The organism is Psychrobacter sp. 78a-MNA-CIBAN-0178 (genome assembly GCF_040309625.1).
GTDB classification, from domain to species: Bacteria; Pseudomonadota; Gammaproteobacteria; order Pseudomonadales; family Moraxellaceae; genus Psychrobacter; species Psychrobacter okhotskensis.
This window is the reverse complement of sequence record NZ_JBEOOZ010000001.1, coordinates 265,444-280,234: the sequence shown is the minus strand read 5'-3', so window position 1 is coordinate 280,234 and position 14,791 is coordinate 265,444. Positions and strand designations below refer to the sequence as shown.

At 40.6% G+C, this 14,791-nt stretch carries 11 protein-coding genes; 10 read left to right on the top strand and 1 reads right to left on the bottom strand.

What is annotated here, in order from left to right; all coding sequences use genetic code 11:
* Window positions 1-73 precede the first annotated feature (73 nt).
* From AAEY80_RS01225 to AAEY80_RS01180, 10 genes are all read left to right on the top strand, one after another.
* Window positions 74-934, top strand: a complete 861-nt coding sequence (locus AAEY80_RS01225; protein ID WP_413772500.1) for an ABC transporter substrate-binding protein — start codon at window positions 74-76, stop codon at window positions 932-934.
* 470 nt (window positions 935-1,404) lie between these two features.
* Window positions 1,405-2,139, top strand: coding sequence for an ABC transporter permease (locus AAEY80_RS01220; RefSeq protein WP_025651666.1), 735 nt, complete (start codon window positions 1,405-1,407; stop codon window positions 2,137-2,139).
* 12 nt (window positions 2,140-2,151) lie between these two features.
* Window positions 2,152-2,877 (top strand): ABC transporter permease, encoded by a 726-nt coding sequence (locus AAEY80_RS01215; protein ID WP_025651665.1) that lies wholly within the window; start codon window positions 2,152-2,154, stop codon window positions 2,875-2,877.
* 95 nt (window positions 2,878-2,972) lie between these two features.
* Complete coding sequence (locus AAEY80_RS01210) at window positions 2,973-3,689, top strand: fumarylacetoacetate hydrolase family protein (RefSeq protein WP_227523234.1); 717 nt, start codon at window positions 2,973-2,975, stop codon at window positions 3,687-3,689.
* Window positions 3,690-3,948: 259 nt separating this feature from the next.
* Window positions 3,949-6,153, top strand: coding sequence for a PhoX family protein (locus AAEY80_RS01205; RefSeq protein WP_350587770.1), 2,205 nt, complete (start codon window positions 3,949-3,951; stop codon window positions 6,151-6,153).
* 234 nt (window positions 6,154-6,387) lie between these two features.
* Window positions 6,388-7,869: an alpha/beta fold hydrolase gene (locus tag AAEY80_RS01200; RefSeq protein WP_350587769.1), complete on the top strand. Its 1,482-nt coding sequence runs from the start codon at window positions 6,388-6,390 to the stop codon at window positions 7,867-7,869.
* Window positions 7,870-8,090: 221 nt separating this feature from the next.
* Window positions 8,091-9,479: a DNA methyltransferase gene (locus AAEY80_RS01195; RefSeq protein ID WP_201565787.1), complete on the top strand. Its 1,389-nt coding sequence runs from the start codon at window positions 8,091-8,093 to the stop codon at window positions 9,477-9,479.
* A complete protein-coding gene (locus tag AAEY80_RS01190) occupies window positions 9,476-10,444 on the top strand; it encodes a phosphoribosyltransferase-like protein (RefSeq protein WP_201565789.1) in 969 nt (322 codons plus the stop codon). Before AAEY80_RS01195 ends, AAEY80_RS01190 begins: the two co-directional genes overlap by 4 nt.
* 12 nt (window positions 10,445-10,456) lie before the next feature.
* Entirely contained in the window at window positions 10,457-12,493 is a 2,037-nt protein-coding gene (locus tag AAEY80_RS01185) for an ORC-CDC6 family AAA ATPase (RefSeq protein WP_201617239.1), read from the top strand.
* A 1-nt stretch (window position 12,494) separates the two neighbouring features.
* Window positions 12,495-13,433: a hypothetical protein gene (locus tag AAEY80_RS01180; RefSeq protein ID WP_201565793.1), complete on the top strand. Its 939-nt coding sequence runs from the start codon at window positions 12,495-12,497 to the stop codon at window positions 13,431-13,433.
* Between the two features lie 87 nt (window positions 13,434-13,520).
* Here AAEY80_RS01180 and hslO read toward each other — a convergent pair whose 3' ends face one another.
* Window positions 13,521-14,501 (bottom strand): Hsp33 family molecular chaperone HslO, encoded by a 981-nt coding sequence (gene hslO, locus AAEY80_RS01175; protein ID WP_025651661.1) that lies wholly within the window; start codon window positions 14,499-14,501, stop codon window positions 13,521-13,523.
* Window positions 14,502-14,791: the final 290 nt, after the last annotated feature.

Here is a 14,791-nt window from a genome sequence, read left to right as displayed (position 1 = left end):
AGCCCTCAATATGACTCGTACCTCAATCAGAACGCTGGTAACGACCAGCCGCTGGTCTATGCCGCTGTTGGGCATGGCTGCTGTCTTTACTTTAGCGGGTTGTAACAACAGTCAAAACAGTGCTGACGACAGCAACTCTGCAGCTAATGAGACCACTGAGACCGCAACTGCGGCGACAGAGGAGGTGCTACGTATCGGTACTGAAGGCGCTTATGCTCCTTTTAACTATACCAATGCAGATGGCACACTCGGCGGCTTCGATGTGGATATGGCCAATGCCCTTTGCGATGATATGCAAGTCACCTGCGAGATTACTGCCCAAGACTGGGATGGTATTATCCCTGGTCTCAAGGCTGGTAAATATGATGCCATCGTCGCGGCGATGTCAGTGACCCCTGAGCGTGAGCAACAAGTTGCCTTTACGAATCCTTACTTTAGTAATACGTTGGTTTTTTTGGCCAAAAAAGACAGCAGCTTTGAGCCAAGCAACAGCGATGATATCAATGCGCACTCGATTGCCGCGCAGCGCTCGACCATCTCTTCGCAGTGGTTAGAGAATACGTATCCAAAAGCCAATATGAAGCTCTATGATACCTTGAGTAATGCCTTTTTAGATTTGGGTTCCGGTCGCGTTGATGCAATGATATCTGACAAACTACCGGCGTTAGAGTGGCTTAGCTCACCCACAGGCAGTAATTATGTGCTAAAAGGTGATGAGATTGATATTAATGATAACTTTGCCATAGCGGTGCGTCCTAATGATGAGGCACTACAAGCAAAGATCAATCAGTCATTAGCCAATCTAAAGGCCAATGGTACTTATGACAAAATCAATCAAAAGTACTTTGCCGTGCCAGCCGCTAGTAACAGCATAGTTACGGACGCTACGTTAGAAAATACTGAGCAGCCAGTGGTAGATAGCACCGCGCAATAACCGTTTAATATAAATATTATCGTAAGGTTTGAAACTTTAGTATTAATAACGAGGACATTACTATAATGGTGATGTCCTTTTTTATTGTTTTATAGAATGCCTTATAACCTTTTGTGTAATAATTTGAACGCTTCGATGACATCTTGCTGATTGAATCAATATTGAGGGTCAACTTTGGTCAAATCTTGCTTATTTATTTTCTTTTTGTAGAGATAAGTGGCGATTTAGGGCGCGCTTTTACGTGTCAGTATTAACATAGCGGCGAGCGAATATGATAAAATCGGCGCTCATTTCTACTGTGTCAATTACCGCTTCTATGATGGTATTAATCTGTTGTCGTGCTATTAAACAGATTGTCCGTATCAATTTGATATAAAATACGGTTATAGGCAGCGCTCAGCTATTGATGCTGATTCTTTTAACTCATATTTTGCTAATATTGCTAATATAAAGAGACTGAGTGGATAATTGTGTTTGATTTACAAGGATTTGGCGCGCTTCTATTAAGCGGCGCTACCGTCACCATACAACTTGCCATGACCAGTTTAGTCATCGGCATGTTTTTAGGTCTGCTCGGTGCCACAGCTAAGCTGTCAAATATCTGGCTGCTACGTAAGCTTGCGACTGTTTATACCGCCACGATGCGCGGGATTCCTGAGCTGCTCTTGGTGCTGTTCATCTATTATGGCGGTTCTATACTGCTGATGAGCATTCTCAAAAAGTTCGGCTATAACGACTATGTCGAAATTAGTGCTTTTTGGGGCGGCGTCATGGCGTTGTCGATTGCTTTTGGTGCCTATGCGACTGAAATTTTTCGCATGTCGATTCAAGAGATTCCGATAGGCCAACGTGAGGCGGCGCAAGCGATAGGCATGCGTCCTTTTCAGACCTTTTATCGTATTACCCTACCGCAAGTATGGCAGATTGCGCTGCCCGGATTGGGCAATCTATTCTTGGTGTTGCTCAAGGACACGGCATTGGTATCGGTGGTTGGTCTCAAAGATATCATGTATCAGTCTTCGCGCGCGGCGCAGTCAACACAGCAGCCGTTTACTTTTTATATGGCGGCGGCGATTATCTATCTGGGTTTAACCGTGCTGATTACGGGTTTTATGATGTGGCTTGAATGGCGTGCCAACCCAGCGGCGCGCTATGCTAAAAAGCTGAGTCGTCAATCCGTTCAACGTCAATCGACCATAGGATAGAGGAGAGATACTATGGATTGGAATTGGCAGGTTATTTTTGAGCATATCCCTGACTTACTAGGCGGCGCGGTTTTGACCGTTCAGCTTGTGGTCATCTCAGGTATTATAGGACTGTTCTTTGGTCTGATTTTAGCGCTGTTACGACTGTCTAAAAATTGGGTGGTACAGATACTGCCCTTTTTATATATCTTCTTTTTCCGTGGCACGCCACTACTGGTGCAGATATTTTTGATTTATTATGGTCTTGGTCAGTTCGAAGCGGTACGTGATTCATTCTTATGGGAGCCAGTGCTGAGCCAAGCCTATTGGTGTGCCATCATTGCCTTCACGCTCAATACCAGCGCTTATTTGGCAGAAATCATTCGCGGCGCGATTCAAAACATTCCCGTGGGCGAGCTCGAAGCTGCTGATGCGATTGGGATGTCAAAATGGCAGAAGCTGACTCGTATTACCTTACCGCGTGCTTTTGGCATTGTGATTCCCGCTTACAGTAACGAAGTTATCTTTATGCTAAAGGGCAGCGCTCTGGCGTCAACCATTGCTTTGATGGATATCACGGGCGTTGCTCGTACGATTAGTGCCCGTACTTATACCTTGATGGAATTGTTCTTTGCAGCCGGTATCGTCTATTTGTTGTTATCGTGGGTGATCTTATTTAGCTTTAGACTGTTTGAAAAAAGAATGAACCGTCATGCCAGCTATGTGCCACCAGATGTGATGACCAATACGATTCCTTAATGATTTATTATTAAAGTGATTTATCGCTAAAGTCATATTGGATAATGCTAAATTTGCCAATAAAAATTTCCATAATTTTGCTGTGAGAATCTAGTATGAGCCAATCACCACATATGTCACTAGTCGATGCCATTGCCGCAAATGTCAATGATGATGACGGCGCTGCGAGTGCCAATCAGAGCTTACGCGCACCCATCGGAAAGGTCGTCTGCGTCGGTCGTAACTATGCCGCTCATGCTCACGAATTGGGTAATGAGGTGCCAGCCGCGCCCATGCTATTTATGAAACCCGCCTCTGCGGTGGTCTCTATTCGTCAAGGCGTTATCCGCCCAAATCCAGAAGTATTTGGTGAGACCCATTACGAAGCAGAGCTATGCGTTCAGCTGTCAGCTGACCTGTCGGCTGCGACCATTGGGCAAGCTCAGCAGGCGATTGGTGGCGTGACCTTAGGACTAGATTTGACCTTGCGTGACTTGCAAACTGAGTTAAAAGAAAAAGGTCATCCATGGGAGCGTGCCAAGTGTTTCGACGGTGCTTGTGTACTCGCTGACTGGCTCGATCCGCAAGCGTTCGGTGACTTTACCGATGTGCACTACCAACTGACCATCAATGACACGCTTAAGCAAGATGGCGAGAGCGCTTTGATGTTGTTTCCGGTTTATGAATTATTGGCCAATATCAGTCATGCGTTTAGCTTACAAGCAGGCGATGTCATCATGACTGGTACGCCAAGCGGCGTTGGGATATTGCATGCAGGTGATAAGCTCATGCTAAAGTTGGGCGCACATGAATGGCAGGCGCAAGTACAATAAACTTGCTAAAATTAGTCTCAAGTATGAAGTATCAAAAATCCCAAGTTAACGCTTGGGGTTTTTGTTTTATCAGTGTCTATAAAAGCTGTCCATCAGCCATTCTTTATCAGAAATATTGTCATCAAACTGTCATCTGGCTTTCAACGTACTGTCATAAATGCTCGGTAGACTTAAGCGTAATTCGTATTGTTGTGGCGGACAAAATACCGCCGCAACGAGCCTTTTTATGCCAATCCAGCCAACAGCAAGGTGACTGATAATGACCGTATTGAATAATAAGCAACTGCTTGCCCATGAAGTTGTTGAAGACTCTAATCCTACTAATAATATTGACTTTCAAACCATTATTAGCCGCCGCTTGAACCGCCGCAGTATCTTAAAAGGTGGCACGGGATTGACGGCTGCTGCTTTTTTTGGTGCGCTGCCGTTGGTCGGCTGTAGTGACGACGATGACAGCAATACCATCAATAATAGCGCAGGCAACAATGCTGCTATTCCTGCACAGGGCGATCTTAAGCGTCCGGAAGCCTTGAAGTTTACCGCAGTAGCGCATTCGACTGCCGAAACGATGAGCGTGGCTGAAGGCTACAAAGCGGAGATGATATTACCACTGGGTACGCCGCTCATGTCTGGTATCGATGATTGGAAAGACAATCGTGAGCAGTCTGCCGAGTCGTTCGAATGGCGCATGGGTGACAACCATGATGGTATGTGGTTCTTTGGCAAAAAAGGCGGCGCATATGATGCCAAAGCGTCAGACAATGGTCTGCTGGTCATGAACCATGAGTACGTGAATAGTAGCGAGCTTAGCCCGTTTGGCTACTATGTGACTCAAGATAATGATGCTGCGCCGATATTCCAGAACCGTCGCCTCGCGAGCGATGTACGCCGAGAGGTTAATTGCCATGGCGTTGCGGTGGTTGAGATGAGTCGACGCGCCAATGGGATAGGCTATGAGATGGTGACTGATTCAAAATACAATCGCCGTATTACCAGTAGTACCACGACGCAATTGGCGGGGCCTGTTGCTGGTTCTGATTTGGTTAAGACCAAATTTGACCCGACCGGTTTTCAGACTCGCGGCATCAATAATAATTGTGGTGCAGGGCTGTCACCTTGGGGCACGTATCTGACCACCGAAGAGAACTTCCTAGGGGTATTCGCGCGTGGACAAGATGCCAGTCAATTGAGTGCTGAACATAACTATGGTCGTAAGCGCTATGGGGCAACAGAGAACTTTGCTGGCTTTGAATATTTATGGCACACACCTGAGGCCAAAGACGCCAAAATCCCTGACGAATTCTCACGTTGGGACATGACTGCCGTTGGAGCAAGCGCTGCCGATGATTATCGTAATGGCTTTAATACCTTTGGTTATATCACAGAAATCGACCCATTTGAGCCGCAATCCGTACCACAAAAGCGTACCGCACTAGGGCGTTTCGCGCATGAAAACTGTGCCTACGCGCCTGTTGAGCAAGGCAAGCCCGTGGTCTTTTATATGGGCGATGATGCACGCGGTGAGTATATCTATAAATTCGTCTCCAAAGCCACATGGTCAAATACTGATATCGGTGGCGGCCTAAAAGCTGGCGACAAGTATATGAATGAGGGCACGCTCTACGTCGCGACCTTTAATGAAAATGGTCGAGGCGAATGGAAGGCACTGATTCATGGTCAAAATGGACTGGACGCTTCTAATCGCGACTTGCCTTTTAATGGACAGGATGAGGTTTTAATCTTTGCCCGTGCTGCTGCTGACGCGCTAGGTGCAACCAAGATGGATCGACCTGAATGGGTGTCAGTCAGCCCCATGACTGGCGAGGTGTACGTGACCTTGACCAATAATAAATATCGCGGCGAGCGTGACGACCAGCCCGTTTCAGCGTCCAATCCGCGCAGCTATGAAGCAGGTGGCAAAGCACGTGGCAATGACAATGGGCATATCATCCGCTGGGCAGAAGCGGGCGGCGATCATGCGGCAACGACCTTTGAATGGGATATTTATCTGTTTGCTGCGCCTAGTGGTTTGTCCGCAGAAAACTTATCGCAGTTAAATGCCAGCAATGATTTGTCTTCGCCAGATGGCTTATACTTTGACCCACGTGGCGTGTTGTGGATTCAGACCGATGACGGCGCTTATACCGATACCACGAACTGCATGTTACTGGCGGCGCTACCGGGCAAGGTGAGTGATGGTGCGCTTACCACCACCTCGGCTGGTCAACAAACGCCAGTCGGCATGCTTGCTAGTGATGATAATATCAAACGTTTTTTCGTTGGTCCCGAAGGCTGCGAAGTGACGGGTATTACCATGACCCCAGACTTCAAAACGTTATTTATCAATATTCAGCATCCTGGTAATACTTGGGGCGCCATCGCTGGCGGCAAGACACCACGCTCAGCTACAGTTATGATTACGCGCGAGGATGGCGATGTCATACTGGCCGAGTCATTTATATAAGCAATTAACACTATATGGCAGATTTATAAAAAATTAATCAGTCAAAAAAATCCCAAGTAATGGCTTGGGATTTTTTTGTTTTATGAGACCAATGACATCGTCTAAGGCCTATCTCTATAAAATTATTAAGTTATTTACCAACAAACATACTCGAAAGGCAAATCATTCCCTTCTATTTAGCTCATTTAAAGGATAATATGTAAAACTATCTCCTTTGCTGAATATTTCAATATTATGAATCGTCCAAATTTATCTTATGCTGATAGTGTTATCCCTGATAGCGCTAACAGCGATGCCCGCAACCGCCATGAACTTGAGGCGCATTTCGTCTCAGACGATAGCATGCCGCTGCATGGTGATTTGTACGAGCAAATAGACCAGCTTGAAGCCATCGATGTCGATGAGTTGGTCAAACTATTGGCAGATGATAATAATGCGACAACGTCGCGTGAGCCTATCTCGTTGGCTGATTTTTTTGAGGGCTTAGCACAGCTGGCGACGATGGGGGTGGTTGAGGTCACTGAGATTGTAGAAGCCATCCACCGCGAAGTTATCTTGCGTCCTTTGGGGCGTTTTAACGAAGGCAATGTTAACAATTGGCAACGTGGTATCACCGGACGCATCTATGGCACGATACGCCATATCATGCTGATGGTGGGCAATAATCTCGCATCGGTGCTGCGTATCTACAAAAACATCATTAGTCAAAAAAGTGCGCGACCACTACCAGATTCGTTAAAAAAGCTGGTCAATGTCCTCAATGGTGTCATGGGCGATCACCTCGTGAATAATGGTAATGCGCTTGCGGTGCCGATGGTGCTATACGACAGAGACGGCAATCTGCAACGTGACGCGCTATCAGGGCGTGTCACCATTTTGTGTCATGGTTTGTGTATGAGCCACTTGAGCTGGCAATCGCGAGAAGGTAATGGTATCGATGATGCCATCAAGAACACCCAGCCAGACACTACTGTGCTGTTGCTGGACTATAATACTGGCCGACGCATCTCACGCAGTGGTCGTAAATTTTCGCAATTGCTAAAAGACTTAGTGGATAACAATCCAAACATCAGTCAGATAGATCTGGTCGGGCACAGTATGGGCGGCTTGGTCGCTCGTAGTGCACTGTTTTATGGTCAGCAAGAACGCTTGGATTGGGTCAAACGGGTGGGCAATCTTATCACGTTAGGCTCGCCGCATCATGGGGCTGTCCTTGAGCGCATCGGCAACCACGTCCAAGATATTATCGCCAAGCTACCCTTTGCAGGCTCACTTGCCAAGTTAGGCGATATGCGAAGTGCCGGTATTATTGATCTGCGTCATGGTAGCATTCGGGATGCTGATTGGAAGTCTCTAGAAGGTCGTAGCGTGCTACCACAAGATTTCCGCCATCCTGCACGGCTGCCAAGTGGTATCAAAACATATTTTGTCGCTAGTGCCTTGGTCGAGACTCATTATGATTCAAAGATGACAGATTTACTTGGCGATAGCTTGGTATCGGTCGCATCAGCGCTAGGCGAGGATGATGCCGAGCATGCGTTATTTGTCCCAGATGGTCATAAAGCGGTGTTTTATGGCGTCAATCATATGAACTTAATTCATAGTAGAAGGGTGCGTGAGCAAGTCGTTGAATGGTTGCTTGATAATGGAAAAAGCGATTATGCTGGTAGAACGCGCATATATTCTTATCCTAGAAGTTTGGCTGTGGCGGTGTAGGGAATTTTATTTTTCAATTCATTGTGAGCTCTGATAGTATCTTAAGTGTTAATGAGAACTTAAGTTTCTGTAATAAGATGTTTATTCAGAGCTATAGTAATACCTCAAGTCGCTTAACTAATATGATATTATGTGTTTTAGTTAAAGTCGATTTTCTAAAACACTGGCTAACATTATTAATAACCTAACCAGATAAGTAAAAGAGAGTGTTTGATAGTTATATGAAAGTTATTGATGCTGATTGTTTGATTGAAGACTCTTGTTTAGAAAGTGCCGACATTCCAACGTATATTGACTATATTCTTGATAAGTTGATAGAAGCATATTCTGAAGATAAAACCCCAATTCAAGTTGATTTCAGGAAGTTAGTATATTGGGTACCATATGCTGATTCCTACACACATTATATACATCCATATCCAGCTAAATTGATTAAGCACATTCCTATATTTTTCTTAAACTCTAAACGAATGCTTAATGGTACAAACAGAATAGTTTTAGATCCATTCTGTGGGTCGGGTACAGTTTTATTAGAGGCCATACTACATAATTACAATGCTTACGGTTGTGATGCTAACCCCTTAGCTACCCTGATTAGTAAGGTGAAAACTACATCTTTAAATCCAGAATTACTTTTAAGTGTAACTGAAAAAATTATAACTAATGCAAGGCGATATAGAAAATACGACTTACGTAATGTTGTAAACGTTGATCTATGGTTTTCCAAAGGAACACAACATGATCTATCACGTTTATTAAAAGCAATCGAAAAAATAGAGTCGCAAGAGGTAAGAGATTTCTTTTTGGTAACTTTCTCATCGATTATAAAAAAATGTAGTTATTCTGACCAAAACATGAATGTTCCAGTAAGAATAAATCCAGATAAATATAAATCAGTAGAGATGCAAGAAAAACTCAGGGAAAAACTGAAACTGTTAGAAAGCATTGATGTGTTTTCAGTATTTAGGAGGCAAGTAAGAAATAATATTCTAAGAATGGAAAAGCTTTATGAGAAATCTATTTTGCATAAAGCTAAAATTATTAGTAGTGACGCGAAGAACCTATCAAAATCCGAAGTTTTTGATAAAGAAAAAGTAGATTTTATTATAACATCACCGCCTTATGCTGGTGCACAGAAATATATTCGCTCCTCTTCTCTAAGCCTAGGTTGGCTTGGTTTTTGTGAAGATAAAAATTTACGTGATTTTGAAAAGTTAAATATTGGTAGAGAGCACTATAGTAAGGGTGAATATAAATCCTTAGCGAATACTGGAATCCGAATAATAGATGAAATGCTCCAGTCGATATGGACTATAAACCCTTTAAGAGCACATATAAATGGTAACTATATTATCGAGATGGAGCTATCGATAAGAGAGATGTATAATGTTCTTAATAAAAATTGTTATTGTGTAATAGTAATGGGAAATAATAAGGTTTGTGGTCTCGATTTTGAAACACAAAAGTATATTCAACTAATAGCAGAGAAAGTTGGTTTCTCAACCGAGTTAGTCTTAGTTGATGATATTCACTCTAGAGGATTAATGACTAAAAGAAATAAAACCTCTAGTGTTATGAACTCAGAATGGATTTTGGTTTTTAAAAAATGAATGAATTAAATTTTGAGGATAGTCTCACAGTTAAGATAAAGAAACTTTCAGAAAATATATGGGAGAACAAAGTTGATAATGTGGATATTGATAAATGGTTAGATAATTTTACAATCACTAACTTTGATACTGATATAGACAAACAAAAACTACATGCACTGTATTTGCTAAGTTGTTTCATGTATTTCGGTAATCGTGAGATAAGAGAAATGCTTAAATCAGTATTTAGAGATAAAGTTAAGCATCCCTTAATTAAATCTATAAGAAAGAGTAATAGTAATTCAAATAATTTCCAATTAATCAACAGTCAATATTTGAATAGTTTGAGGAAGGTTAGATTTATTGGCGTAGGTAATCCTGCTGAAAGTGGAACACATTTATTATATTATTTTCGACAAGAGAATAATTTATCGAGTAAATTATTTATAAATCAAAGCGAAATATTTAATTTTACTAACAATGAGAATGGTGTCGTTGGCGTAACTATACAGGATATGTCAATTAATAGGTATGTTTTTCTAGACGATCTGAGTGGTACAGGTACACAGGTTATCAAGCGTACTGCTGAAACTATTAAGACGATTAAAGCTCAGAATAGTGAAGCAGTGATTCAGTATGTAGCATTATTTGCTACAAAAGAAGCAATTAATAAAATTAAGGAAAAAGTAGACTTTAATGATGTTGCATGTATTTTTGAGTTGAATGATACATTTAAATGTTTTTCTACAGATTCTCGGTGCTTTCCTACTACAGTAAACCCTTCCATTGATAAGTCATATCTTGAAAAAATGAGTAGAACTTACGGAAAAAAAATATCAAGAAATCATGTTGATGCTTTGGGATATAATGATAGCCAATTATTACTTGGATTCACTCATAATACTCCAAACAATACATTGCCTATTTTTTGGTCAGTACGTAAACAGTGGCAACCAATATTCAAAAGATATAGTAAATTAAGCTAAATGGGGTAAAATATGGAAATGAATAAAAATCCTTTTACTACAATTAAAGCAAACGATTTGAATGATGATGAAGTAAATAAAAATTGGGTAGATTTAAGTGAGGCGAAGGGGTTGTTAGAGTATTTTTCGGCAAAATCCTTGGTAGCTAAGTACATTATTGGTGGTAAAGGTAGCGGAAAAACGCATCTAATGAGGTATTTTTCTTCTAGTGCACAGTTACTTAGAAATAAAGAAAATGAATTAAATGGTATTAAAAGTGATGGGTATTATGGTATTTATTTTCAATCTAGTAGTTTACACGGTTCCCGATTTGATAATTTAAACATACCACAAGATCAGATTGATAGATTGTTTTCATATTCATTTGATTTATGGTTGGCAGGATTGTTTCTTGACTCATTGGTCAGATTAAAAGAAGAAAATAATTTTTTCGATAATGAAATGCAGTTTTGTAAAGATATAATAGATATATTCCAAAAAAATGATGATATGCAAGGTATTAAGAATATAGTAGAGTTAAAATATTGTATTGACGAAATTTCTCGGAAAATAGACTATGAAATAAACAATTCATTATTCAAGACAAGTATAAATGTTGAAATTTTGACTAATTATGGTGATCTTATTTTTGGAATACCAATAGCTCTAAGAAAATATTCTTCTTATTTTAAAAATGTCAATTTTCTTTATCTAGCAGATGAGTTAGAGAATATAAGTTTTAACCAGCAGAAATATATTAATACTTTAATCCGAGAGAAAAAAGATCCGGTAACTTTTCGTATTGGTGTTAGAAAACATGGTATGAAAACTTATGAAATAATGGGGTCTAACGAGAGTAATAAAGAGGGCCATGAGTTCGATGTTTTGCGACTTGATAGCATATTATCAGAAGAAAACTCCAATTATGAAAATTTTGCGATAAAATTAATAGTAAACAGACTGGTTTCTTCTGGTCTCGCAGAGGATGTTTTGTTGGTCAATAGCAAATTAAGCGAAGAAGAATTAGCTAGCAAGAGGAAAGAATATTTATTCAATCTATTTGAAAATCCTAATATAGAATATCTTGTACAACAAGACAAAAATTATTCTGAAAAAACTTTAGTTAAATTTGTCAATAAGTGTAATAGAAAGTTAGGAAAAGAGAGTAGTGAATACATCAAAAAAAATCTATATGTTGAGAAAAATCCAGTCGTGGAAAAGGCTGCAATTCATCTATTCAGTCAAAGATGGTCTAAGTGCAAGCCCACTGAAGAAGAGCTCTTAAAAGTTTCTGATAAAATAAAAGTAAACTTAGATGAGTTTGAAGCGACAGGAAAAGGTGATATAAAGGTTAAGCTTGATAAATACAGAACTAACTATATAGGCGCTATTTTGAGGGAAAAGCATGGAAATAATTCATATCAATACGTAGGTTTGCCTAATTTACTATTAATCACTAAAGGGTTTCCTAGGCATATTATTACCTTGCTTAGGCATATATATCAGTACGAAGTATTTGCTGGAAGAAAACCGTTTGATCCTAATTTTAAAATTAGTGCCAAATCCCAAATATTATCTCTGAAAGAAGCTGCAGACTGGTTTTACAATGATAGCGTGAGTGAAGGTGAGTTAGGTAAAGAGGTAGCATTATTTATTAATAAACTATGTGAGATATTTAGAATTGAGATGTATGCAGATAAACCAGTTGAATGTTCTGCAATTAGTTTCTCAATTAATATGTCTCAGTTAAGTCCTGATTTTGTCAATATAATTAGGTGGGCAGAGAGAATACGAGTTATTATTTCTCACGATGATAAACGACAGGATAAAAATTCACAGAATATCTCGGATAAGTATCATTTAAATGGGCTGCTCTGCCCTAGATGGGGGCTTCCAATTAGTAGAAGAGGATCTTTATCACTAACAACTAACAATGCTGAACTGCTCATAGACTCTACTAAGGATGAGCTATTCAATAAGTTTAAAAATGAATTTGAAAACTCTAGGAATGCTCCATTCTCGACCACTAGTATTTCTGAAGTATTAACACAACAGCTATTGGATTTTTAGAATGGATTTTTCTTTTTTTTATCGAGATGAATTAGAATTAAATAACGATATTAATTGGGACTTATTTCTATCTTCATTTAATAATAGTGACCGAGTTAAAGACGTTTTCAGAGATATTACTGCTACGTCTAAATTTTGGCTAATACAGCCAGAGTACGACTTTTCGACAGCTGAAATACCAAATTCAAATGTAATAGTGGTAAAAGGAAAAAATGAACTAGAACAGTTGCAATCTCTAGATAGCTCTTTAAATCTGAGTCAGTATATTGATCAACGCGTATGTATTGATATAACAGGATTTATGAGACCACAACTAATTCTCCTACTGAGGTATTTAAAAAACGAGAATTTTAAGTCAGTAGATTTTATTTACAGCGAACCAAGTATATACAAGAGTAAGGAGAAAACAGAATTCTCTTCGGGATCTGTATATGAAACTAGACAAATAACAGGTTTCCAAGGTAGTAATAATGCTAATGATAAAAGAGATTTGATCATTATTTTAGCAGGATACGATAAAAATTTGATAGGGAGAGCTGTTCAATATAGTGAAAATGCTGATGTTGTGATGCTTTTTGGTTTTCCTTCCTTACAACCTGATATGTACCAAGAGAATATTTTATGCACTGTTGAGGCTTATGACTCCATGGGTGAGAAACCTAAAGATCCATTGTTTGCTCCGGCATGGGATCCATTTGAGACAGCCTCTGCTTTAATTAATTATATAGACGACAATAAGTGCTTACGCAAGTATAGGCACGTGTATATTTGTCCACTCTCTACTAAGCCACAAGCATTAGGAGCAGGATTAGCTTGGATGTCACGTTATGAAAATGAAGCTGTAAGTTTAATATATCCTTTTACAAAGAATTATCAAAAAGAGACTTCAACTGGTGTTGCTAAAACTTGGCTATACACAGTTGAATTTGATAACTTGTAAATATAACCTTGATTTAGACTAAACAAAAACCCCTCAAGCAGCATACTTGAGGGGTTTACTATAAATACTAATTTATAGTAATAAAAACTAGTCAGCAAATACCGCTGCGACATCGTCTTTATTAAATTTATAAACTTCACCGCAAAAGCCGCAATCCATCTCAAACGTACCGCCTTGCTCTTCGACGATCTCTAAGGCTTCTGCTTCACCGATTTGCTCAATCGCCATTTCACACTTCTCGCGTGAGCAGGTACAACCAAATGCCAAAGCAACAGGATCGGGCGCTACGACGTTTTCTTCGTTATATAAGCGATAAATAATCTCGTTGGCATCCAGCGTGGTCAATTCTTCTGCTTTTACTGTACGAGTTAGCACACTTAAACGTGTCCACAAATCATCATCGATGCCCGCGTCTTCGTTTTGCTCGACCTCATAGGTTTCCTCAGCCGTACGCGGTAGCATCTGTACTAAAATACCACCTGCCTGTAGGCCATCAGACGCCAAGTTAATCAGCGTTGGAATCTGCGCAGATTGCTTTTGATAATGCGCTAAGCAGTCAGCCAAGTTGTCATGACTGCGCTCGACGATACCTTGGTACGGCTCGCCGCCATCAGGCTGGATATTGATAAACAATACGCCTTGTCCCGTCGCGCCCAACTCAGCAAAGGCTTCTTTGGCATGGGTCATATCATTCCAAGCTTGCACTTGTTCATCGGTGTCGCCTTTCCAGCTGGCAAGGGCGCGGATGATACCGTCTTGATCACATTCTGCCATTGCCCAATTGAGCAGGCTATCGCTGTCTGATGATTGCAGTTGAATCGATAGACGACCATTGATTTTAACGGTACTGATCAGCAAACTTGCCGCTGTCAGCATTTCACCCAATAAGCGTTTTAGCGCTTCAGGATAAGGCTTTTGAGCAATGGTGCTCGCATAGCTGCGTGATAGGCGCACCACGTCACCGCGTACGGGCGAGTCTTCGATAAAAAAGCGTTGGCGGATATCGTTATCAGTAGGGTTGCCAGCAGTTTGGTTGTCCACATTTGGGACTTGAGTATCTTGGGTCATAAGTCATTTGTAGTATTAAGAAGTTGTTAGCTTTATGGGGATTGCTCAGGATTTATCAATCGTATTTACTCGATTGCTTTAAAGTCTGAAGACATTTATTTAGCATAAATGTCATTATTAATTAACCTGATGTTTATCAACATGTCTGTCATTGTGTACCTCGATGTATCTGTCGATATTTCTTGCAATGGCTGGCTTTCATTCAATCGTTGCGTCTTGGTATAGCACTTAAAAATGAAAGTCGTCGTTTCATTAAAAAAAGTTTACCACCACCCGCAAATTTGTTGTAC